Source organism: Pseudomonas sp. PDM21 (assembly GCF_014852505.2).
Lineage (GTDB): Bacteria > Pseudomonadota > Gammaproteobacteria > Pseudomonadales > Pseudomonadaceae > Pseudomonas.
This window is the reverse complement of record NZ_CM181223.1, coordinates 311,717-332,985: the sequence shown is the minus strand read 5'-3', so window position 1 is coordinate 332,985 and position 21,269 is coordinate 311,717. Positions and strand designations below refer to the sequence as shown.

General features: G+C 65.2%; 17 protein-coding genes. 4 read left to right on the top strand and 13 right to left on the bottom strand.

Features of this window, described 5'->3' with window-relative positions:
- The first annotated feature begins 23 nt into the window (after window positions 1-23).
- The gene (locus tag IB275_RS01610; RefSeq protein ID WP_192293909.1) at window positions 24-1,001 is read left to right on the top strand and encodes an NADPH:quinone oxidoreductase family protein; all 978 of its coding nucleotides are present in this window, start codon (window positions 24-26) and stop codon (window positions 999-1,001) included.
- A 223-nt stretch (window positions 1,002-1,224) separates the two neighbouring features.
- On the opposite strand, the gene IB275_RS01605 is transcribed toward IB275_RS01610, so the two are convergent.
- From IB275_RS01605 to IB275_RS01575, 7 genes are all read right to left on the bottom strand, one after another.
- Window positions 1,225-2,748 (bottom strand): malonate--CoA ligase, encoded by a 1,524-nt coding sequence (locus IB275_RS01605; protein WP_192293911.1) that lies wholly within the window; start codon window positions 2,746-2,748, stop codon window positions 1,225-1,227.
- Window positions 2,749-2,757: 9 nt separating this feature from the next.
- The gene (locus IB275_RS01600) at window positions 2,758-4,092 is read right to left on the bottom strand and encodes a malonyl-CoA decarboxylase (protein WP_192293913.1); all 1,335 of its coding nucleotides are present in this window, start codon (window positions 4,090-4,092) and stop codon (window positions 2,758-2,760) included.
- A 29-nt stretch (window positions 4,093-4,121) separates the two neighbouring features.
- Complete coding sequence (locus tag IB275_RS01595; RefSeq protein WP_192293915.1) at window positions 4,122-5,582, bottom strand: amidase; 1,461 nt, start codon at window positions 5,580-5,582, stop codon at window positions 4,122-4,124.
- A 176-nt stretch (window positions 5,583-5,758) separates the two neighbouring features.
- A complete protein-coding gene (locus tag IB275_RS01590) occupies window positions 5,759-6,754 on the bottom strand; it encodes an ABC transporter substrate-binding protein (RefSeq protein WP_405307710.1) in 996 nt (331 codons plus the stop codon).
- Window positions 6,755-6,814: 60 nt separating this feature from the next.
- On the bottom strand, window positions 6,815-7,621 hold the full coding sequence (locus IB275_RS01585) for an ABC transporter permease (protein WP_174824627.1): 807 nt from the start codon (window positions 7,619-7,621) through the stop codon (window positions 6,815-6,817).
- Complete coding sequence (locus IB275_RS01580; protein WP_192293919.1) at window positions 7,621-8,547, bottom strand: ABC transporter permease; 927 nt, start codon at window positions 8,545-8,547, stop codon at window positions 7,621-7,623. Before IB275_RS01580 ends, IB275_RS01585 begins: the two co-directional genes overlap by 1 nt.
- A 12-nt stretch (window positions 8,548-8,559) precedes the next feature.
- Complete coding sequence (locus IB275_RS01575; RefSeq protein WP_192293921.1) at window positions 8,560-9,678, bottom strand: ABC transporter ATP-binding protein; 1,119 nt, start codon at window positions 9,676-9,678, stop codon at window positions 8,560-8,562.
- Between the two features lie 241 nt (window positions 9,679-9,919).
- On the opposite strand from IB275_RS01575, the gene IB275_RS01570 reads away from it, so the two are divergent.
- Window positions 9,920-10,840, top strand: coding sequence for a LysR substrate-binding domain-containing protein (locus IB275_RS01570; RefSeq protein WP_192293923.1), 921 nt, complete (start codon window positions 9,920-9,922; stop codon window positions 10,838-10,840).
- 67 nt (window positions 10,841-10,907) lie between these two features.
- On the opposite strand, the gene IB275_RS01565 is transcribed toward IB275_RS01570, so the two are convergent.
- From IB275_RS01565 to trxA, 4 genes are all read right to left on the bottom strand, one after another.
- Window positions 10,908-11,876 (bottom strand): CDP-6-deoxy-delta-3,4-glucoseen reductase, encoded by a 969-nt coding sequence (locus IB275_RS01565; protein WP_192293925.1) that lies wholly within the window; start codon window positions 11,874-11,876, stop codon window positions 10,908-10,910.
- Between the two features lie 110 nt (window positions 11,877-11,986).
- On the bottom strand, window positions 11,987-13,453 hold the full coding sequence (ubiD, locus tag IB275_RS01560) for a 4-hydroxy-3-polyprenylbenzoate decarboxylase (protein ID WP_081519511.1): 1,467 nt from the start codon (window positions 13,451-13,453) through the stop codon (window positions 11,987-11,989).
- Between the two features lie 105 nt (window positions 13,454-13,558).
- Window positions 13,559-14,821, bottom strand: coding sequence for a transcription termination factor Rho (gene rho / locus IB275_RS01555; protein ID WP_015475046.1), 1,263 nt, complete (start codon window positions 14,819-14,821; stop codon window positions 13,559-13,561).
- Between the two features lie 238 nt (window positions 14,822-15,059).
- A complete protein-coding gene (gene trxA, locus IB275_RS01550) occupies window positions 15,060-15,386 on the bottom strand; it encodes a thioredoxin TrxA (RefSeq protein ID WP_192293927.1) in 327 nt (108 codons plus the stop codon).
- Window positions 15,387-15,576: 190 nt separating this feature from the next.
- Between trxA and ppx the strand changes: the two genes are divergently transcribed.
- On the top strand, window positions 15,577-17,079 hold the full coding sequence (gene ppx / locus IB275_RS01545) for an exopolyphosphatase (protein WP_192293929.1): 1,503 nt from the start codon (window positions 15,577-15,579) through the stop codon (window positions 17,077-17,079).
- Between the two features lie 155 nt (window positions 17,080-17,234).
- Here ppx and ppk1 read toward each other — a convergent pair whose 3' ends face one another.
- On the bottom strand, window positions 17,235-19,439 hold the full coding sequence (ppk1, locus tag IB275_RS01540) for a polyphosphate kinase 1 (protein ID WP_192293931.1): 2,205 nt from the start codon (window positions 19,437-19,439) through the stop codon (window positions 17,235-17,237).
- A gap of 20 nt (window positions 19,440-19,459) precedes the next feature.
- Window positions 19,460-20,473, bottom strand: coding sequence for a porphobilinogen synthase (gene hemB / locus IB275_RS01535; protein ID WP_017521366.1), 1,014 nt, complete (start codon window positions 20,471-20,473; stop codon window positions 19,460-19,462).
- 233 nt (window positions 20,474-20,706) lie between these two features.
- Here hemB and IB275_RS01530 point away from each other — a divergent pair, with 233 nt between their 5' ends.
- Window positions 20,707-21,267: a DedA family protein gene (locus tag IB275_RS01530; protein WP_192294683.1), complete on the top strand. Its 561-nt coding sequence runs from the start codon at window positions 20,707-20,709 to the stop codon at window positions 21,265-21,267.
- Window positions 21,268-21,269: the final 2 nt, after the last annotated feature.

Here is a 21,269-nt window from a genome sequence, read left to right as displayed (position 1 = left end):
AACCTCCAACGGAGTACGTCCTCATGAAAGCCGTGCTGTGCAAAGCCTTCGGCCCCGCCGAAACCCTGGTGCTGGAAGACATCGCCAGCCCCGAGCCGAAGAAGAACGAGGTCCTGCTGCAGGTCCATGCCGCTGGGGTGAACTTCCCCGACACCCTGATCATCGAGGGCAAGTACCAGTTCAAGCCGCCCTTCCCGTTCTCCCCGGGTGGCGAGGCTGCCGGGGTGGTCGGCGCGGTCGGTGAGAAAGTCAGCCACGTGAAGCCCGGCGACCGCGTGATGGCGCTGACCGGCTGGGGCAGCTTCGCCGAGGAAGTGGCGGTGCCCGGCTACAGCGTGATGCCGATCCCCGACGGCATGGACTTCGCCAGCGCCGCCGCCTTCGGCATGACCTACGGCACCTCCATGCACGCGCTCAAACAGCGCGCCAACCTGCAGCCGGGCGAAACCCTGCTGGTGCTCGGCGCCTCCGGCGGCGTGGGCCTGGCCGCCGTCGAGATCGGCAAGGCCATGGGCGCCAAGGTCATCGCCGCCGCCAGCAGCGAAGCCAAGCTCGAAGTGGCCAAGGCCGCCGGCGCCGACGTGCTGATCAACTACAGCGAAGGCAGTCTGAAGGACAAGCTCAAGGAACTCACCGGCGGCCAGGGCGTGGACGTGATCTACGACCCGGTGGGCGGCGACCTGTTCGAGGAAGCCTTCCGCTCCATCGCCTGGAACGGCCGCATGCTGGTAGTCGGCTTCGCCAGCGGCACCATCCCGTCGCTGCCAGCCAACCTCACCCTGCTCAAGGGCGCCTCGCTGGTTGGCGTGTTCTGGGGCTCCTTCGGCCAACGCCAGCCGCAGGACAACGCAGCGAACTTCCAGCAGCTGTTCGCCTGGTTCGCCGAGGGCAAGATCAAGCCGCTGGTGTCCCAGACTTACCCGCTGGAACAGGCGGCCGACGCGATCAATCACCTGGGCCAGCGCAAGGCGGTGGGCAAGGTGGTAGTGACCGTTCGCTGAGCGCTTCCCATGACATGAAAAAGCCCCGCATCAGCGGGGCTTCTCGTTCTGGCGCTCCTACAAGGGGATACCGGCGTTGAGCTGTTCGCGAGCACCATAGGGCGGATAACCCGGAGCGGGTTATCCGCCCTACCAGAGTCTGCCGGGAGGCACGCCATCCTACGGAAGAACGCCCTGCGCGCGATCGCAGGCATGGCCCGATCCTGCAGAGCGACTTCTGCGATCAGGAATACAACGCCTTGAACTGCTCGCGCAGCACATTCTTCTGCACCTTGCCCATCACGTTGCGCGGCAGCGCGTCGACCACCATCACCCGCTTGGGCTGCTTGAAGCGCGCCAGCTTGCCGTCCAGCGCGGCAAGTACCTGCGCCTCGGTCGGCACCTCGCCTTTGCTGGCCACCAGCACGGCGGTCACGCCTTCGCCGAAGTCCGGGTGCGGTACGCCAATCACCGCCGATTCGGCCACGCCGGGCAAGGTGTCGAGGATTTCCTCCAGTTCCTTGGGATACACGTTGAAGCCGCCGCTGATGATCATGTCCTTGTTGCGGCCGACGATCTGCACGTAGCCGCGGTCGTCGACGAAGCCGATATCGCCAGTCATGAAATAGCCGTCCGCACGCAGCTCCTCGGCGGTCTTTTCCGGCATGCGCCAGTAGCCCTGGAATACGTTCGGCCCGCGCACTTCGATCATCCCCGGCTCGCCCTGGGGCAGCAGGGTCGGCTCGGCCTGGCCCGGATCGGTGATGCGCAGCTCGACGCCCGGTAGCGGGAAGCCGACGGTGCCGGCGATGCGCTGGCCGTCCAGCGGGTTGGAGGTGTTCATGCCGGTCTCGGTCATGCCGTAGCGCTCGAGGATGGCCATGCCGGTGCGCTCGGAGAACGCCTTGTGGGTCTCGGCAGTGAGCGGCGCGGAGCCGGAGATGAACAGGCGCATGTGCGCCACCGCCTCGCGGGTCAGTCCGGGCTGGTCGAGCAGGCGCGTGTAGAAGGTCGGCACGCCCATCAGCAGGTTTACCTGGGGCAGCAGCTTGAGCATCTGCGCCGCGTCGAACTTGCTCAGGAAGAGCATCGATCCGCCGGCCATCAGCAGGCTGTTGCAGGCCACGAACAGGCCGTGGATATGGAAGATCGGCAGCGCGTGAAGCAGCCAGTCCTCGCTGGTGATGCTCCAGTAGTCCACCAGCGCGCGGGCATTGGAGACCAGGTTGCCGTGGCTGATCATCGCGCCCTTGGAACGCCCGGTGGTGCCGGAGGTGTAGAGGATCGCGGCGAGATCGGAAGCAGCACGCTCGACATCGGCAAAGCGCCCCGGCTTGCCATGTACCCTGGCCATCAGCGAGCCGTCGCCGGCATCACCCAGGGTCTCCACGTGGGCCACGCCGCTGACTTTCGCCAGCTCCCGGGCCTGGGCCTCGAAGGCCGGCGCACAGACGAACAGCGAAGGCTCGGCATCATCGAGGAAGTAGCGCAGCTCCTCGCCGGTGTAGCCGCTGTTCAGCGGCAGGTAAACCGCGCCGACGCGCAGCACGGCGAGGTACAGCATCACCGTCTCGGGGCTCTTGTCGACCTGCACGGCGACGCGGTCGCCCGGCTGCACGCCGAGCTCCACCAGCGCATGGGCGAACTGCGAGGTGCTGCGCAGCATGTCGGCGTAGCTGTAGCCGCCGCCTTCCGGGGTACGGATGAACGGCTTGGAAAGGTCGCTGGGCAGGTGTTTGCCGACTTCGGCGAAAAGGCTCTGGTTCATGGTGAGGTCCTAGCGTTTTGTTTTCGCCGACAGGGTGGCCAGTTTGCGCACCTCGGGTGAGGCGGTGACCGCGCCCTGGTTGGCGTAGGCTTCGTGGTTCTTTTCGATCTGGCGCAGTTCGTAGCGGTAATTGACCATCAGCCCGGCGGCCTGGCGCAGGCCGCTGGTGGAGAGGTCGCCGCGCCAGTTCAGACGTTCCAGGCGCGCGCCGTTGCCCAGGTGGAAGCGCGCCACCGGGTCCAGCGGGAAACCCGCGCCGTTGCGGGCATGCAGGAAGTATTCGGCGGCCAGCGCCAGCATCGGTTGCTCCGTGCGTGGCGGCGGCGCGGCGTCGGGCTTGAGTGCCTTGAGCAGCTCGGCGGCTGTCGCGCCCAGCTGCGGGTCCTCCCCCAGGCTGTCGAGCCAGCGGCGGAAGCCGGGCACCGGCGACAGGGTGACGAACTGGCGCAGGCCGGGAATCTCCCGCGCCAGCTCCTCCACCACCTGCTTGATCAGGAAGTTGCCGAAGGAGATGCCGCGCAGTCCGTCCTGGCAGTTGCTGATGGAATAGAACACCGCGGTATCGGGCTCGTCTGCCGACGCATCAGCCGGCTTGCCCTCCGGACTCTTTGTTTCCAGGATCTCTGCAATCGCACCCGGCATGGCGCGGGTCAGCGCCACCTCGACGAAGATCAGCGGCTCGTCGGCCAGAGCCGGGTGGAAGAAGGCGAAGCAGCGGCGGTCGGCCGGCTGCAGGCGGCTGCGCAGGTCGTCCCAGTCCTTGATGGCGTGGACGGCCTCGTACCTGATGATCTTTTCCAGGATCGATGCCGGGGTCGACCAGTCGATGCGCCGCAGCACCAGGAAGCCGCGGTTGAACCAGGACGCCAGCAGGTGCTGCAGGTCGTGGTCCACGGCTGCCAGCTCCGGATTGGCTTTGAGCTCCTGCAACAGCAGGCGGCGCATGGCGATCAGCTCGGCGGTGCCGCCGGGTGCCTGGTTGAGGCGACGGAAGAGCTCCTGGCGCGGCGGTTCGCTGGCTTCGAACAATGCCGTGGTGTTGGCCGACGACGGCTCGTCGAGGTAGCGCTGGCAGGCTTGCGCCAGCGCATCGTGGGGTGGTGCGAAATCCTTCAGCAGGGTGTCGAAGAAGGCCTTCTGCTGGTCTTGCGGACAATCCCGGTAGGCGCACAGGACCTGCTGCGCCAGGGCCACGCCCGAGGCTTCGCCGTGGCTGGAGATCAGCTTGTGGCAAGCCTGCGCCAGCGCCTGGGCATTGCCCGGCGCCGGCTCGCGCGACTCCAGCAATTGCCGGCCGCGCTCGGTGATGCTTTGCAGCAGTTCCTGGAAGAAGCTGATATTCATGCGTCCCCCTCAGCTTGTGGATAACGGAGTTACACCCCCGCCAGCATGGGCGGCGGGCAGCGCTGATACCAGCGCGCGGCCTGCTCGTAGGCGTGGGCCAGTTGCAGCACGGCCATGTCGGCCTGGTGCCTGCCGATGATCTGGATACCCATGGGCAGGCCCTGCTCATTGAAGCCCACCGGTACGTTGGCCGCTGGGCAACCGGACAGGGTGGCCGGGATCACCACTTCCATCCAGCGGTGGTAGGTGTCCATGGACTTGCCGGCGATTTCCTTCGGCCAGTCCCAGGTCTTGTCGAACGGGAACACCTGGGCGCTGGGCAACAGCAGGTAGTCATAGCGCTCGAACAGCTTGTTGATCGCACGGTACCAGTCGCTGCGCGCGGCGGAGGCGCGGAACACGTCCATGGCGGAGAGCTTCAGGCCGTTCTCCACTTCCCAGATCGCCTCGGGCTTGAGCAGCTCGCGCTTGGCCGGGTCGGTGTAGGCCGCGCCGAGGGAGCCGGCAACCATCCAGTGGCGCAGGGTACGCCAGGTGTCCCAGAGGCGCTCGGGCGCGAAGCCCATGGCGGTCTCCTCGACGTGGCAGCCGATGGCTTCGAAGTCGGCGAAGGACTGGCGGCACAGCTCCAGCACGCCCTTCTCCATGGGCAGGTGGCCGCTCAGATCGCCCAGCCAACCCAGGCGGGCGCCCTTGAAATCACGCTCCAGCGAGCCTGCGAACTGCTCGCCGCTCTCGGCGATGGACAGCGGTGCACGGGCATCGCCACCGGCCTGTACCGACAGCAGCAGCGCCACGTCGCGGACGCTGCGGCCCATGGGGCCTTCGTAGCCCATCTGGTCGATGAACAGGTCGGCGCTGTCGTCGAAGGGCACGCGGCCCTGGGACGGGCGGAAGCCGACAATGTTGTTGAAGGCCGCCGGGTTGCGCAGCGAGCCCATCATGTCGCTGCCGTCGGCCACCGGGACCATCTGCAGGGCCAGGGCCGCCGCCGCGCCACCGCTGCTGCCGCCGGCGGTGCGGTCGGGCGCGTAGGCGCAGCCGGTGGCACCGAAGATCGGGTTGTAGCTGTGGGAGCCGAGGCCGAATTCGGGGGTATTGGTCTTGCCGATGATGATCGCGCCGGCCGCCTTGATGCGCTCGACCATGATGCCGTCGCGCTCGGGCAGGTAGTCGCGGAACAGCGGCGAGCCTAGGGTAGTGCGGATGCCCTGGGTCAGCGACAGATCCTTCACCGCGTGGGGCAGGCCGTGCATCCAGCCACGGTACTCGCCACGGGCCAGTTCGGCGTCGCGCTGGTCGGCTTCGGCCAGCAGGAGGTCGTCCGGCTGCTGGCTGACGATGGCGTTGACCGCCGGGTTGTAGCGCTCGATCTGCTCGAGGTGCGCCTGCATCACTTCACGGCAGGAAACTTCGCGCAGGCGGATGCGCTGGGCCAGTTCGTGGGCCTGGAGCTGGACGAGTTCGTTTTGCTTGTTCTTCTGGCTCATGGAACGAGGCCTTTTTTCATCAGGATTTCCCGCAACGGGAAGGTTCGGTCGGGTTCAACGACCCCATCAGCGGATGGGGCTTGTAGCGAATATCGTGTTCGCCGGGCCGCACGCTGCCGGCACGCCCACCAAAATGGACGCGAGCAGCGGCGGTCTGTGGCTTTCCCGGTCGGGGATCAGCGCATCAGGTTGGTCCAGATACGGTCGGCCAGGCGGATCGCGCCTTCGCCGCAGGTCTTGCTGAACACCACCTTGGTGCCCTCGGGGATGTGCAGTTCCGGCGCATCCTTCAGGCTGGCGTCGAGGAAGGGTTCAACGCCCTTGATCGGGCTCTGGTGCTTGAGGAAGTTCTGGGTCATCGCCGAGTTTTCCGGCTGGCTGAGGAAGGCGATGAACTTCTTCGCGTTCTCCGGGTGCTTGGCGCCGGCCGGGATCACCAGGTTGTCCACCCAGGCCATCACCCCCTCTTTCGGGTAGAGGTACTTCAGGCTGGATTTCATCTCACGCGCACGCATCGACGAGCCGCCCCAGAACATCGACATGTCGACCTCGCCCGAGGCCAGGTTCTCGCGGATCGAGCCTGCCTTGGAGCTATAGGTCTTCACGAAGGGCTTCTGGTTCTTCAGCAGGGTCAGCACCTGTTGCATCTGCTTGGGATCCTCGCTGCACAGCGGAATGCCCAGGTAGAGGCTGGCGGTGTCGATCACTTCGCTCGCCGAGTCGAACATGTTGATCCTGCCCTGCAGCTCCGCCGGCGGGGTGAACAGCACCGAGTAGCTGTCGGCCGGGCCGCTGTACTTGGCGCTGTCCAGCACCACGCTGGTGGTGCCCCAGATGAAGGGCACGGCGTAGGCGCCTTCCGGGTCCCAGGTGGGCTTCTTCAGGTTGTCCTCGACGTTGGCGTAGTACGGCTGGCTGGCCGGGTCGAAGCGCTCCAGCAACTTCTCCTGGATCAGGATCGGCACGAACTGGTGCGAGGGAATGGCCACGTCGTAGCCGGTGCCGCCCTGCTTGAGCTTGGCCAGCAGCGTTTCGTTGGAGTCGTAGGAGTCCACGGTCACCTTGATGCCGGTTTCCTTCTCGAACTTCTCGAGGATCTGCGGGGTGAAATAGCCACTCCAGCTCACCACGTTCAGTTGCTCGGCGGCGTTCACGTTGGCCACCAGGCCCATGGCCAGCGAGGCCCCTACAGCAGCGATCAGTTTGCTCATCTTCTACTCCGGTATGTGGGCTCAGGCCTTCTTCTTGCCGAGCAGGTAGGACAGGGTTACGAACAGCACGGACACGCCGAGGATCAGGGTCGACACCGCATTCACATCAGGCGTCACGCCCATGCGCAGCAGGCCGAAGATGAAGATCGGCAAGGTAGTGGTGCCGGCCTGGGAGACCATCATCGAGATCACGAAGTTATCCAGCGAGACGATGAAGGCCAGCATCAGCCCGGAGAAGATCCCCGGCATCAGCAGCGGCAGGGTCACCTTGCGGAAGGTCCGCCAGGGGCCGGCGTAGAGGTCGGCGGCGGCCTGCTCCAGGGACAGGTCCATGTCGTTGAGACGGGCACGGATCGGCAGGTAGGCGAACGGGATGCAGAACACCGTGTGGGCGATGATCAGGTTGCCGTAGCCCAGCGACAGGCCGAGGGTGGAGAACAGCGCCAGGGTGGCGACGCCGACGACGATCTCGGGCAGCACCAGCGGCAGCATGATCGCCCCCATGGACAGCCGCAGGCCCTTGAACTTGGCCCCGCGCGAGGTGCCCAGCGCGGCCAGGGTGGCGATCACCGTGGCAATCACGCTGGCGCACACGGCGATCAGCAGGCTGTTGCCGGCGGCCTGGCGCAGCGCCTGGTTGGCGAAGGCGCTGCGGTACCAGTCGAGGCTGAAGCCGGTCCACACGGTGGCGGACTGGTTGGCGTTGAACGAGAGCACCACCAGCACCACGATGGGCGCGTAGAGGTACAGGTAGAACAGGAAGCTCAGCGCGCCGAAGCCACGAAAATCCTGCACACCCAGACGGCGTTTGGTCAGCAGCGAGAGCATCATTCACCTCCCCGGGCGATGCGCAGGCGCTCGGCGCGCATCGCGTAGAACATCAGCACCAGCATCACGGCTCCCATCAGCACCAGCGACAGCGCCGCGCCGAAGGGCCAGTTCCGCGAGTCGCTGAACTGCCGGAAGATCAGGTTGCCGAGCATCATCTTGGTGCCGCCGCCGAGCAGTTCGGGGGCGATCATCGCGCCCAGGCACGGCACGAAGGTGAGGATGGCGCCGGCCAGGATGCCCGGACGGGCAATGGGCAGGACCACCTTGCGCAGGGTACGGATGCGTCCGGCATAGAGGTCCTGGGCCGCTTCGAGCAGGCGCATGTCCATCTTCTCGAGGGTGGCGTAGATCGGCAGCACGACGAAGGGCGCGTAGGTGTAGACCAGGCCCAGCAGCACGGCGCCGTCGGTGTAGAGCAGGTTCAGCGGCTGGTGGATCAGCCCTAAGCTCATCAGTGTGCCGTTGACCACGCCGGTGCCACGCAGCAGCAGGATCCAGGCGTAGGTGCGGATCAGCAGATTGGCCCAGAACGGCACGGTGATCAGGAAGATCAGCAGGCCGCGACGGTGCGCCGGCTGCATGGCCAGCCACACCGCCACCGGGAAGCCCACCAGCAGGGTGATGACGGTGGTCGCCGCGGCGATGCCGATGGAGCGCAGGGCGATCATCACATAGGAGTCGGCGAAGGCCAGGCTGTCGTCGAGCTGGCGCTCGAACAGCAGCGAGACATAGGCGTCGATGCTGAAGTGCGGGTTCACTCCGCCATAGGGGTTGGCCTGCATCAGCGAGTAACCGACCACGATGAAGATCGGCACGATCAGGAACAGCCCGATGGAGACCAGTGCGGGCGACACGCCGAGGAAGCTGCGCAGCGCCTGGCGCCGCTCCAGCGAATTGCCGGCGGTTGTGGATAACCGGTTCATGTTCACCTCCGCTCAGTCGACCAGGACGCTGGCGCTGCCTTTTTCAAAGAGCAGCCTGGCGCGTTGCCCGGCGGCCAGGCGCCCGCGTTGCCCGGCGCTGTTGGGCGCACGGACTGTCAGGCGGGTGCCGTCGGCAAGGCTGACCTGGTACTGCAGGTCAGTGCCCAGGTAGATCTGCTGGACGACGGTGCAGGGTGTGGCGGACGGGGTGTCCTCGGCCACCAGCTGCAGGCGCTCGGGGCGGATCGACAGGGTGACCTCGGCGCCGACCTTGAGGCCTTCGCGAGCCTGGGCCTCGATCAGTTGGTCGCCGGGGATCCGGTACTGCGCGCAGTCGCCGGTGAAGTTCTCGACCCGCGCCGGGAGGAAGTTGGTCTCGCCGATGAAGTCGGCGACGAAGCGGTTGCGCGGGTTTTCGTAGATGTCGTCCGGGCGGCCGACCTGCTGCACCTCGCCCTCGGAGAGCACGGCGATGCGGTCGGACATGGTCAGGGCTTCTTCCTGGTCGTGGGTGACGAAGATGAAGGTGATACCGGTCTTGGCCTGGATCGCCTTGAGCTCTTCGCGCATGGCCTGGCGCAGCTTGAGGTCGAGTGCGGACAGCGGCTCGTCGAGCAGCAGCACTTTCGGATGCGGCGCCAGAGCGCGGGCCAGGGCGACGCGCTGTTGCTGACCGCCGGAGAGCTGGGTCGGTTTGCGCTGGGCGAAGCGTTCCATCTGCACCAGGGCAAGCATCTCGCGGACGCGCTCGGCGACCTGCGCCTTGCTCATGCGCTGGCCCATCGGGTGGGATTCCAGGCCGAAGGCCAGGTTCTCGGCGATGGTCATGTGCGGGAACAGCGCGTAGTGCTGGAACACGGTGTTCACCGGGCGCTCGAAGGGCGGCCGGTCGGCGATGTTCTCGCCGTAGAGCTGGATTTCCCCGGAGGTGGGGAATTCGAAGCCGGCGATCATCCGCAGCAGGGTGGTCTTGCCGCAGCCCGAGGGGCCGAGCAGGGTGAAGAACTCATTGTCGCGGATGTCCAGGTCGACGCATTTGAGCGCGACGGGACCGCTGGCCGGGTCGCCGTAGACCTTGCGCACGGAGCGGATGGAAACCGCCGCCGTCTGCAGGCTGTGCAGGGCATTCATGGTGAAACCTCCGCATCCTTCCCGTTTGCCGCACGCTGGCAGCCGGGGGATCTTGTAGTTGTTCTGGCAGGGCTGGAGTAGTCGCTGGATGCAGCGCTGGCCGTGGGTTCGGCTCGATATTGTGGTGATGCTGCTGGAGCGGATATTCGAAGAAAGGTGGTTGAGCGAAAAGCTCAATTTTCTTACATTCGATATTAAATAATTTAACAACAGAAAAACTGACACCCCTGAGGCCAAGCCCATGTCCATCCAGCGTCTTCCGCCGCTCAATGCCGTCCGCGCCTTCGAGGCCGCCGCCCGGCTGGGCAGCTATGTCGCCGCCTCGAAAGACCTGCATGTGACGCAGCCGGCCATCGGCCGTCACGTGAAGCTGCTGGAGGACTGGCTGGGCGTGCAGCTGTTCGAGCGCACCCCGCGCGGGGTGAGCCTGACGCCGGCCGGGCAGCGCTACTACGCGAAGATATCCACAGCCCTGCAGCAGATCGCCGACGCCGGCCATGAACTGGCCCCCGGCGGCACCGCACGGTGGCTGAAGATCCTGGTGGTGCCGGCCTTCGCCAAGCGCTGGCTGATGCCGCGCCTGGAAACCCTGCGCCAGCAGCGCCCAGGCCTGAAAGTGGCGGTGGAGCCCAACCCGACTTTCACCGAAGTGGACGGAAAAAGCGCCGATCTGGGGATTGTCTACGGGCTTCCCGGCGTCTATCCGCAGTGCCACAGTACCCTGGTGCGACCGGCGGTTTTCCCGGTGTGCTCGCCCTCCTACCTCGAAGAGCACGGCCCGCTGAGCAGCGTGCACGAACTGGCGCAGCACAAGCTGATCCACGTTGACGACGGCGAATGGTGGAACCTCTGGCTGTCCACCATCGGGCTGGACTTGCGGGTGAACTCCGACGTGCTCTACGTCAGCAACGACCACGCGCTGTCCATGGCCGAGGCCGGCCACGGCATCGCCCTGGCCAACCTGGTGCTGGTGAAGCACCAGTTGGCCACCGGCACGCTGGTGCGACCGCTACCCGAGGAGGTGCCGCTGGAGAGCTACCAACTGCTGCTGCCCACCGGCGCGGTGAGCGCCGACGTGGCCTGGTTCGAGGACTGGATTCGCGCGGCTTTGCAGGAGGAGTTCTCACCACATGCCACCCACGAGACTGAGTCGACTGAATAGCTAGGCGGAGTGCCGAAGACAGTGCGACTGGCACGGCGAGGCGCTCCAACGACGCTAGACAGTTGAATCAGCCTCGTGGGGCGTAGGCGAAGACGTCGGCGCGCATTTGATGCGGGTCCATGCCCGCCGCCACCAGCGCGTCCAGCGTGCCGTAGACCATCGCCGGCGAGCCGCTGGCGTAGACGCGCAGGCCGGACAGCTCGGCGAAATCCTCGCACACCGCTTCATGCAGCAGACCGCAGCGCCCCTGCCAGCCGCACAGGTCGCTGACGATCTTGTGCAGATGCAGGTTGGGCACGCTTGCCCACTGCTCCCAGTGCGGCAGCTCGTAGAAATCCTCCGGGCGCCGCACGCCCCAGTACAGGTGTACCGGGTGGGCGAAGCCGGTGGCGCGGCAGAATTCGATCAGGCTGTGCATCTGCGCCATGCCGGTGCCGGCGGCGATCAGCACCAGCGGGCCGTCCGGCAGATCGGCCAGGTGCGCGTCGCCGAAGGGCATCTGCACGCGGGCAAAGCGGTCGCGCTGCAACTGGGTCAGCAGGTCGATGGCGCTGTTCTCGCGGGCCAGGATGTGCAGCTCCAGGTCACGCCCTTCCTGCGGCGCGGAGGCCAGGGAGAAGGCCGCCGGGTCGCTGCCTTCGCGCTCGAGCAGCACGTACTGCCCGGCGTGGTAGCGCGGCGGCTTGCCGGCCGGGGCACGCAGGCGCACGCGCCAGACGTCGCCGCCCACCGGCTCGCAGAGGCTCAGCTGGCAGGACAGCCTGCGCACCGGCAGCTCGCCGGGGGCCAGCACACCGTCCCAGTGCAGCACGCAGTCTTCCAGCGGCTCGGCCAGGCAGGTGAAGAGCTCGCCGTGGTCGCGCACCTCGCCGTCCTGGCGCACGCGGCCTTCCACCAGCAGCGCCGCGCAGATATGGCAGTTGCCGTTGCGGCAGCTCTGCGGGCACTCGTAGCCCAGGCGCCGCGCACCGTCGAGGATACGTTCCCCGGGCCGCAGCTCAAGCTGGGCGCCGGAGGGTTGCAAGGTCACTTTCAAGCGCTGTTCTCGTTCTTCTGATTCTGTAGGAGCGGGCCATGCCCGCGAACCTTGGCCAATCTCGGCGTCAGGTCGCGGGCATGGCCCGCTCCTACAAGGTTACCCGCGCATCAGTCGATGCCCAGGCTCGCCCAGATTTCGTCGACGCGACGGGTCACCGCCGGGTCCTTCTCGATCACCCGGCCCCATTCACGGCTGGTCTCGCCCGGCCACTTGTGGGTGGCGTCCAGGCCCATTTTCGAGCCCAGGCCGGAGATCGGCGAGGCGAAGTCCAGGTAGTCGATCGGGGTGTTGTCGATCATCACCGTGTCGCGCTTGGGGTCCATGCGCGTGGTGATGGCCCAGATCACGTCGTTCCAGTCGCGGGCATTGATGTCGTCGTCGGTGACGATAACGAACTTGGTGTACATGAACTGTCGCAGGAACGACCAGACACCGAGCATCACGCGCTTGGCGTGGCCGGGGTACTGCTTCTTCATGGTCACCACCGCCATGCGGTACGAGCAGCCCTCGGGCGGCAGGTAGAAGTCGGTGATCTCGGGGAACTGCTTCTGCAGGATCGGCACGAAGACTTCGTTCAGCGCCACGCCGAGGATCGCCGGCTCATCCGGCGGGCGGCCGGTGTAGGTGCTGTGGTAGATCGGTTTCTGCCGGCGGGTGATGCGCTCGACGGTGAACACCGGGAAGCGGTCCACCTCGTTGTAGTAGCCGGTGTGGTCGCCGTACGGGCCTTCATCGGCCATCTCGCCGGGATGGATCACCCCTTCGAGGACGATCTCGGCGCTAGCCGGCACCTGCAGGTCGTTGCCGATGCACTTGACCAGCTCGGTCTTGTGGCCGCGCAGCAGGCCGGCGAAGGCATATTCGGAGAGGTTGTCCGGCACCGGGGTCACGGCGCCGAGGATGGTCGCCGGGTCCGCGCCGAGGGCCACAGCCACCGGATAAGGTTGGCCGGGGTGCTTCTGGCACCACTCGCGGAAGTCCAGCGCACCGCCGCGGTGGCTGAGCCAGCGCATGATGACCTTGTTGCGGCCGATCACCTGCTGACGGTAGATGCCCAGGTTCTGCCGCTCCTTGTTCGGCCCACGGGTGACCGTCAGGCCCCAGGTGATCAGCGGCGCGACGTCACCAGGCCAGCAGGTCTGCACCGGCAACTTCGACAGGTCGACGTCGTCGCCCTCCTCGATCACTTCCTGGCACGGCGCGTCCCGCAGGACCTTGGGCGCCATGTTGATGACCTTCTTGAAGATCGGCAGCTTGGACCAGGCGTCCTTCAGCCCCTTGGGCGGCTCGGGCTCCTTGAGGAAGGCCAGCAGCTTGCCGATCTCGCGCAGTTCGGAGACGTCCTCGGCGCCCATGCCCAGCGCCACGCGCTCGGGCGTGCCGAACAGGTTACCGAGTACGGGGATGTCATAGCCGGTGGGCTTTTCGAACAGCAGGGCCGGGCCCTTGGCGCGCAGGGTGCGGTCGCACACCTCGGTCATTTCCAGCACCGGGGATACCGGCGCCTGGATGCGCTTGAGCTGTCCGCGCTGCTCCAGGGCAGCGATGAACTCGCGCAGGTCGCGATACTGCATGAGGGTCTCGATGGCGGCAGGATGATGCGACAGTCTACCGCCTATCAGCGCCTTGCAGAAACACGAAGGCCGGGTTTCCCCGGCCTTGTGCGGTTCGAGAGGCGCTTACTTGCTGCGCTTCATCGAATCGAAGAACTCATCGTTGGTCTTCGTCTGGCGCAGCTTGTCCAGGAGGAATTCCACAGCGGCGATCTCGTCCATCGGGTGGAGGATCTTGCGCAGGATCCACATGCGCTGCAGCTCTTCCTCACCGGTGAGCAGTTCTTCGCGACGGGTGCCGGAGCGATTGATGTTGATCGCCGGGAACACGCGTTTTTCCGAGATGCGACGGTCGAGGATGAGTTCCGAGTTACCGGTACCCTTGAATTCCTCGTAGATCACTTCGTCCATCTTCGAGCCGGTTTCGATCAGCGCGGTAGCGAGGATGGTCAGCGAACCGCCTTCCTCGATGTTGCGCGCGGCGCCGAAGAAGCGCTTGGGCTTTTCCAGGGCGTGGGCGTCGACACCACCGGTGAGCACCTTGCCGGAGCTGGGGATCACGGTGTTGTAGGCACGGGCCAGACGGGTGATGGAGTCCAGCAGGATGATCACGTCCTTCTTGTGCTCGACCAGGCGCTTGGCCTTCTCGATCACCATCTCGGCAACCTGCACGTGGCGGGTCGGCGGTTCGTCGAAGGTGGAAGCGACGACTTCGCCGCGCACGGTGCGCTGCATCTCGGTCACTTCTTCCGGGCGCTCGTCGATCAGCAGGACGATCAGGTGGCACTCGGGGTTGTTGCGGGTGATGTTCGAGGCGATGTTCTGCAGCATGATGGTCTTGCCCGCTTTCGGCGGGGCGACGATCAGGCCGCGCTGGCCCTTGCCGATCGGCGAGCAGAGGTCGATCACACGGCCGGTGAGGTCCTCGGTGGAGCCGTTGCCGGCCTCCATGGTCAGGCGCTTGGTCGGGAACAGCGGCGTCAGGTTCTCGAAGAGAATCTTGTTCTTCGCGTTCTCCGGACGATCGAAGTTGATCGAGTCGACTTTCAGCAGGGCGAAATAACGCTCGCCTTCCTTCGGCGGCCGAATCTTGCCGATGATGGTATCGCCCGTACGCAGGTTGAAGCGACGGATCTGGCTGGGCGAAACGTAGATGTCGTCGGGGCCGGCCAGGTACGAGGAATCGGCGGAGCGCAGGAAGCCGAAGCCATCCTGGAGAATCTCCAGCACGCCGTCACCGGAGATTTCCTCACCGCTTTTCGCATGCTTCTTCAGCAGCGCGAAGATGATGTCCTGTTTGCGCGAACGGGCCATGTTTTCCAGGCCCATGGCATCGGACATTTCCAGCAATTCGGCAATCGGCTTTTGCTTGAGTTCGGTCAGATTCATAGAAGGGACGTAAATACGCTGAAAGGGGAAAAGGGAACAAGCGTAATGCTTGAAGAGCCGCGCCGTAGATGACGGACAGGATCGCTTGGAATTCGAATGGGAAGTGCGTCGGCGACGGCTTGCAGGGGACAACGAAATAATCGTTGTGCGCCCGAATTTAACACCCGAGTTTCGGAGCGTCTAGGGGCAATAACGAAAAAACCCCGCGCATTGGCGGGGTTTTTCGGGCTTCTTCGACTTAGATGTTGCTGTCGAGGAAGGCAGCCAGCTGCGACTTGGACAGCGCGCCGACCTTGGTCGCTTCGACGTTGCCGCCCTTGAACAGCATCAGGGTCGGAATGCCACGCACGCCGTACTTCGGCGGGGTGTCCTGGTTCTCGTCGATGTTCAGCTTGCAGACTTTCAGCTTGCCCTGATAGTCCTTGGCGATCTCGTCGAGTACCGGGGCGATCATCTTGCACGGGCCGCACCATTCGGCCCAGTAGTCGACCAGCACGGGACTATCGGACTTCAGTACGTCCTGCTCGAAGCTGGCATCGGTAACATTGACGATATGTCCGCTCATGTATTCTCTCCGTCAATCGGATGCGAAAAAGTGTCCGCCATCATATCCCGCCTCGGCCCACACCGAAAGGCGCAGCCGATTGAGTGTATCTATCGCTGCCGCGGTGACTTCTGATCGGTGACAACCCCTTCATTGGCACTACCTGCCTAAAATGGCAGGATGTCTCCCGTATTTATCCGGACCCGCCCCTATGCCCCATACCCCTGCCAAGACCTTTCCGATGATCGCGGCCATTGACCTTGGCTCGAACAGTTTCCACATGGTCCTGGCGAAGGCCGATCACGGCGAGATCCGCATCCTCGAGCGGCTGGGCGAGAAGGTCCAGCTGGCCGCCGGCATCGGCGAGGACCGCATGCTCACCGCGGAAGCCATGCAGCGCGGCTACGACTGCCTGAAGCAGTTCGCCCAGTTCATCAATGGCATGCCGCCGGGTTCGGTTCGAGTGGTAGGCACCAACGCCCTGCGCGAAGCGCGCAACCGTGCCGAATTCATCCGCGAAGCCGACCAGATCCTCGGCCACCCGGTGGAAGTCATCTCCGGCCGTGAAGAAGCGCGCCTGATCTATCTGGGCGTGTCCCACACCCTGCCGGACAACCCCGGCAAGCGCCTGGTGGTCGACATCGGCGGCGGCAGCACCGAGTTCATCATCGGCCAGCAGTTCGAATCGCAACTGCGCGAGAGCCTGCAGATGGGCTGCGTGAGCTTCACCCAGCGCTACTTCAAGGACGGCAAGATCACCCCGGCGCGCTACGCCCAGGCCTACACCTCGGCCCGCCTGGAGCTGATGAGCATCGAGAACAGCCTGCGCCGCCTGGGTTGGGACGAGGCCGTCGGCGCCTCCGGCACCATCCGTGCGATCTGCCTGGCGATCCAGGCCGGCGGCCACGGCAACGGCGAGATCAACCCCGAAGGCCTGGCGTGGCTCAAGCGCAAGATGTTCAAGCTGGGCGAGGTCGAGAAGCTCGACATCGACGGCATCAAGCCGGACCGCCGGCCGATCTTCCCGGCCGGCATGGCGATCCTCGAGGCGCTGTTCGATGCCCTCGAACTGACCCGCATGACCCACTCCGAAGGCGCCCTGCGCGAAGGCGTGCTCTACGACCTGCTGGGCCGCCACCACCACGAGGACGTCCGCGAGCGCACCATCGGCGCCCTCATGGAGCGCTACCACGTCGATCCGGAACAGGCTGCGCGCGTCGAGGCCAAGGCGCTGGAATCCCTGGACCAGGTCGCCAAGGCCTGGGACCTGAACGACGAGGGCCACCGCGAGCTGCTGATGTGGGCCGCGCGCGTCCACGAGCTGGGCCTGGACATCGCCCACTACCACTACCACAAGCACGGCGCCTACCTGCTGGAGCACTCGGACCTGGCCGGCTTCTCGCGCCTGGACCAGCTGACCCTGGCGCTGCTGGTGCGCGGCCACCGCCGCAACATCCCGGTGGACAAGTTCAACGAGCTCGGCGACGAGGGCGACAAGTTGATCCGCCTGTGCATCGTGCTGCGCTTCGCCATCCTCTTCCACCACATCCGTGGCACGCAGGAAATGCCGGCCGTGGCCCTGAAGGCCTCCGGCAAGTCGCTGGACGTGCGCTTCCCGGACGGCTGGCTGGCCGCCAACCCGCTGACCCAGGCGGACTTCGAGCAGGAAGCCGAATGGCTCAAGCGCGTGGGCTATTCGCTCAGCGTGAGCTGATCTCCCCCGCGACAGACGAAGGCCCCGGCGCTTGCGCGCCGGGGCCTTTGCATTTCCAGGCATGACCTGCAGGAGCGGGACATGCCCGCTCCAACAAAAACACGCCCATGAAAAAGCCCTGCCAAGGCAGGGCTTCTTTATGCAGCGACGGCAGATCAGCGAACGCTGATCACCGGCGTGCACAGGCGCTCCAGCAGGGTCGCCTGGGCATTGCGGGCGTTCTGGTTGCCGCTGGGGCTCTGGCGCACGTAGCTGCCGTCGGACTGCAGCACCCAGGCCTGGGTGTTGTCGCTCAGGTAGGACTCCAGCTCCTTCTTCACGCGCAGCACGAGCTTCTTGCCTTCCACCGGGAAGCAGGTCTCCACGCGCATGTCGAGGTTGCGCTCCATCCAGTCGGCGCTGGAGAGATAGAGCTTCTCCTCGCCGCCGTTGAGGAAGTAGTAGATCCGGCTGTGCTCCAGGAAGCGGCCGATGATCGAACGCACCTGGATGTTGTGCGACACGCCCGGCACGCCCGGACGCAGGCAGCACATGCCACGTACCACCAGGTCGATCTTCACGCCGGCCTGGCTGGCCTTGTACAACGCGCGGATGACCTTGGCGTCGGTCAGCGAGTTGACCTTGGCCATGATGTGCGCCGGCTTGCCTTCGGCAGCCTGGGCGGCCTCGCGGTTGATCATCTCCAGCAGGTTCTTCTTCAAGGTGAAGGGCGCGTGCAGGAGCTTCTTCATGCGCAGGGTCTTGCCCATGCCGATCAGCTGGTTGAACAGCTTGTGCAGATCCTCGCAGAGCGCCACGTCGGCGGTCAGCAGGCTGTAGTCGGTGTACAGGCGGGCATTGCCGGCGTGGTAGTTGCCGGTGCCCAGGTGCGCGTAGCGGCGCAGCTCGCCGTCCTCGCGACGCAGGATGAGCATCATCTTGGCGTGGGTCTTGAAGCCGACCACGCCGTAGATCACCACCGCACCGGCCTGCTGCAGACGGCTGGCCAGCTGCAGGTTGGATTCTTCGTCGAAGCGCGCCCGCAGCTCGATCACCACGGTGACTTCCTTGCCGTTACGCGCGGCTTCCACCAGTGCGTCGACGATCTCGGAGTTGGCCCCGGAGCGGTACAGCGTCTGCTTGATCGCCAGCACACTGGGGTCCTTGGCGGCCTGGCGCAGCAGGTCGACCACCGGGGTGAAGGACTCGAACGGGTGCATCAGCAGCACGTCGAGCTTGCCCAGCACGTTGAACAGGTTTTCCTTCTTCTGCAGCAGCTTGGGGATCGCCGGGGTGAACGGCGGGGACTGCAGCTCCGGATGACTGGCCAGACCGGTGACACTGAACAGGCGGGTCAGGTTGACCGGCCCGCTGACGCGGTACAGCTCGGTCTCGGACAGGCCGAACTGCTTGAGCAGGTAGTTGGACAGCGGCACCGGGCAGGTATCCACCACCTCCAGACGCACCGCATCGCCGTAGCGGCGCGAGAACAGCTCGCCACGCAGTGCGCGGGCCAGGTCCTCGACGTCCTCGGCATCCACCGAGAGGTCGGCGTTACGGGTCAGGCGGAACTGGTAGCAGCCCTTCACCTTCATGCCGTGGAACAGGTCGTCGGCGTGGGCGTGGATCATCGACGAGAGGAATACGTAGTTGTCGCCAGGGCCGGCGACTTCTTCGGGCAGGCGGATGATCCGCGGCAGCGAGCGCGGCGCCGGGATGATCGCAAGGCCGGAGTCGCGGCCGAAGGCGTCCAGGCCTTCGAGCTCGACCATGAAGTTCAGGCTCTTGTTCACCAGCAGCGGGAACGGATGGGTCGGGTCGAGACCGATCGGGGTGACGATGGGCGCGATCTCGTCGCGGAAGAAGCGACGGACCCAGGCCTTGATCTTCGGCGTCCAGTAGCGGCGGCGGATGAAGCGGATGTCGTGCTTGGCCAGCTCCGGCAACAGGATGTCGTTGAGGATGCTGTACTGGCGACCGACCTGCTCGTGCACCTGCTCGCTGATGCGCGCCAGCGCCTGGTGCGGCAGCAGGCCGTCGGCGCCGGCCTGTTCGCGGGCGAAGGTGATCTGCTTCTTCAGGCCGGCGACGCGGATCTCGAAGAACTCGTCGAGGTTGCTGGAGAAGATCAGCAGGAACTTCAGGCGTTCCAGCAGCGGGTAGGACTCGTCCAGCGCCTGCTCCAGCACGCGGATGTTGAACTGCAGCTGCGAGAGCTCGCGATGAATGTAGAGGGCACTGTCATCCACGTTGATCGCTGGAACTGCCGGCTCGACGGGCGGCGGCGTCGCCTCGACGACCTCCTCCACGACGACTTCGGTGATTTCAGCGGTGGTGTCAGCTTCGATAACTTCGGTTTCGCTAATGCCTTCGGTATTCATCGCTCGTCTCATCGACGGGGTCAGCCCCCGCTTTTCAATTGTTGTGCTGCGCGCTTGGCGAAGTAGGTCAGGATGCCATCTGCGCCCGCGCGTTTGAAGGCCAGCAGCGATTCGAGGATCACCGCCTCGCTGAGCCAGCCGTTGTTGATCGCAGCCATGTGCATCGCGTACTCGCCGCTGACCTGGTAGACAAAGGTCGGCGCACGGAATTCGTCCTTGGCCCGGCGAACGATGTCGAGATACGGCATGCCCGGCTTGACCATGATCATGTCGGCACCTTCGGCGAGGTCAGCGTAGATCTCGTGCAGCGCTTCGTCGCTGTTGGCCGGGTCCATCTGGTAGGTGGCCTTGTTGCCCTTGCCCAGGTTGGCGGCGGAGCCGACAGCGTCGCGGAACGGGCCGTAGTAGGCGCTGGCGTACTTGGCCGAGTAGGCCATGATGCGGGTATTGATGTGGCCGGTGGATTCCAGGGCCTCGCGGATCGCGCCGATACGGCCGTCCATCATGTCCGAGGGAGCCACGACCTGGGCGCCGGCTTCGGCGTGGGAAAGCGCTTGCTTGACCAGCACATCAACGGAAATGTCGTTCAGGACGTAGCCGTCCTCGTCGAGGATGCCGTCCTGGCCGTGGCTGGTAAACGGGTCCAGCGCCACGTCGGTGATGATGCCCAGCTCCGGGAAGCGCTCGCGCAAGGCGCGGGTGGCGCGCTGCGCGATGCCGTCGGGATTGAAGGCTTCGGCGCCATCGAGGGATTTCTTCTCCAGCGGAGTCACCGGGAACAGCGCCAGCGCGGGGATGCCCAGCTCTACCAGCTCTTCGGCTTCCTTTAGCAGCAGGTCGATGGACATGCGCTCCACACCCGGCATCGAGGGTACCGCTTCACGCTGGTTCTTGCCGTCGAGGACGAACACCGGAAGGATCAGGTCGTTGGTGGTCAGGACGTTTTCGCGCACCAGACGGCGGGAAAATTCGTCACGACGGTTGCGACGCAGACGAGTGAAGGGGAAGGCACGATCGGCGGGAATGAAGCTCACGGCGTACTCCAGGGCCTGATACAGCAGGCACAGTCTGACAGTTATAGCCCTGAATTATGACCGATTGGTAACAACCGGTAACAGTGACCCTTGGTCGCGGCATCCTGCCGCAGCGGCAAGCCGCCGCTCTGCACCGGTACAGGCTTGTTCCAGGTCAGTTGTGCGGACTGGGGTGCCTTCCCTGCGGACGACAACCGAGTTAGGCTTCGCGTTCATTTCGCTGCGTTGCCTCGATAATGCTCCAACAATTCCTGCAGGATTTCGGCTACTTCGCGCTGTTTCTCGGCACGTTCTTCGAGGGTGAGACCATTCTGGTCCTGGCCGGCTTCCTGGCATTCCGCGGCTACATGCAGCTGGAGTACGTCATCGCGGTGGCTTTCTTCGGCAGTTACGCCGGGGACCAGCTCTGGTATTTCCTCGGCCGTCGCCACGGTCGCAAGCTGCTTGCGCGCAAACCGCGCTGGCAGAAGATGGGCGACAGGGCCCTGGAGCACGTGCGCAAGCATCCCGACCTGTGGGTGCTGAGCTTCCGCTTCGTCTACGGCCTGCGCACCGTGATGCCGGTGGCCATCGGCCTGTCCGGCTACCCGCCGGCGCGCTACCTGCTGCTCAACGGCATCGGCGCCATCGTCTGGGCCACCGTGCTGGGCAGCGCTGCCTTCTACTTCGGCAGCGTGCTGGAAGGGGTCCTGGGCAATATCAAGAAGTACGAGCTCATGGTGCTCGGTGGACTCGTGGTGATCGGCCTGCTGTTCTGGCTGCGTCGCCGCTTCAAGGCCAGCAAGACCGACTGAGC

Coding starts and splice junctions, on each gene's coding strand:
- IB275_RS01610 (WP_192293909.1), top strand. CDS start 24: ATGAAAGCCGTGCTGTGCAAAGCCTTCGGCCCCGCCGAAACCCTGGTG.
- IB275_RS01605 (WP_192293911.1), bottom strand. CDS start 2,748: ATGAACCAGAGCCTTTTCGCCGAAGTCGGCAAACACCTGCCCAGCGAC.
- IB275_RS01600 (WP_192293913.1), bottom strand. CDS start 4,092: ATGAATATCAGCTTCTTCCAGGAACTGCTGCAAAGCATCACCGAGCGC.
- IB275_RS01595 (WP_192293915.1), bottom strand. CDS start 5,582: ATGAGCCAGAAGAACAAGCAAAACGAACTCGTCCAGCTCCAGGCCCAC.
- IB275_RS01590 (WP_405307710.1), bottom strand. CDS start 6,754: ATGGGCCTGGTGGCCAACGTGAACGCCGCCGAGCAACTGAACGTGGTG.
- IB275_RS01585 (WP_174824627.1), bottom strand. CDS start 7,621: ATGCTCTCGCTGCTGACCAAACGCCGTCTGGGTGTGCAGGATTTTCGT.
- IB275_RS01580 (WP_192293919.1), bottom strand. CDS start 8,547: ATGAACCGGTTATCCACAACCGCCGGCAATTCGCTGGAGCGGCGCCAG.
- IB275_RS01575 (WP_192293921.1), bottom strand. CDS start 9,678: ATGAATGCCCTGCACAGCCTGCAGACGGCGGCGGTTTCCATCCGCTCC.
- IB275_RS01570 (WP_192293923.1), top strand. CDS start 9,920: ATGTCCATCCAGCGTCTTCCGCCGCTCAATGCCGTCCGCGCCTTCGAG.
- ubiD (WP_081519511.1), bottom strand. CDS start 13,453: ATGCAGTATCGCGACCTGCGCGAGTTCATCGCTGCCCTGGAGCAGCGC.
- rho (WP_015475046.1), bottom strand. CDS start 14,821: ATGAATCTGACCGAACTCAAGCAAAAGCCGATTGCCGAATTGCTGGAA.
- trxA (WP_192293927.1), bottom strand. CDS start 15,386: ATGAGCGGACATATCGTCAATGTTACCGATGCCAGCTTCGAGCAGGAC.
- ppx (WP_192293929.1), top strand. CDS start 15,577: ATGCCCCATACCCCTGCCAAGACCTTTCCGATGATCGCGGCCATTGAC.
- ppk1 (WP_192293931.1), bottom strand. CDS start 19,439: ATGAATACCGAAGGCATTAGCGAAACCGAAGTTATCGAAGCTGACACC.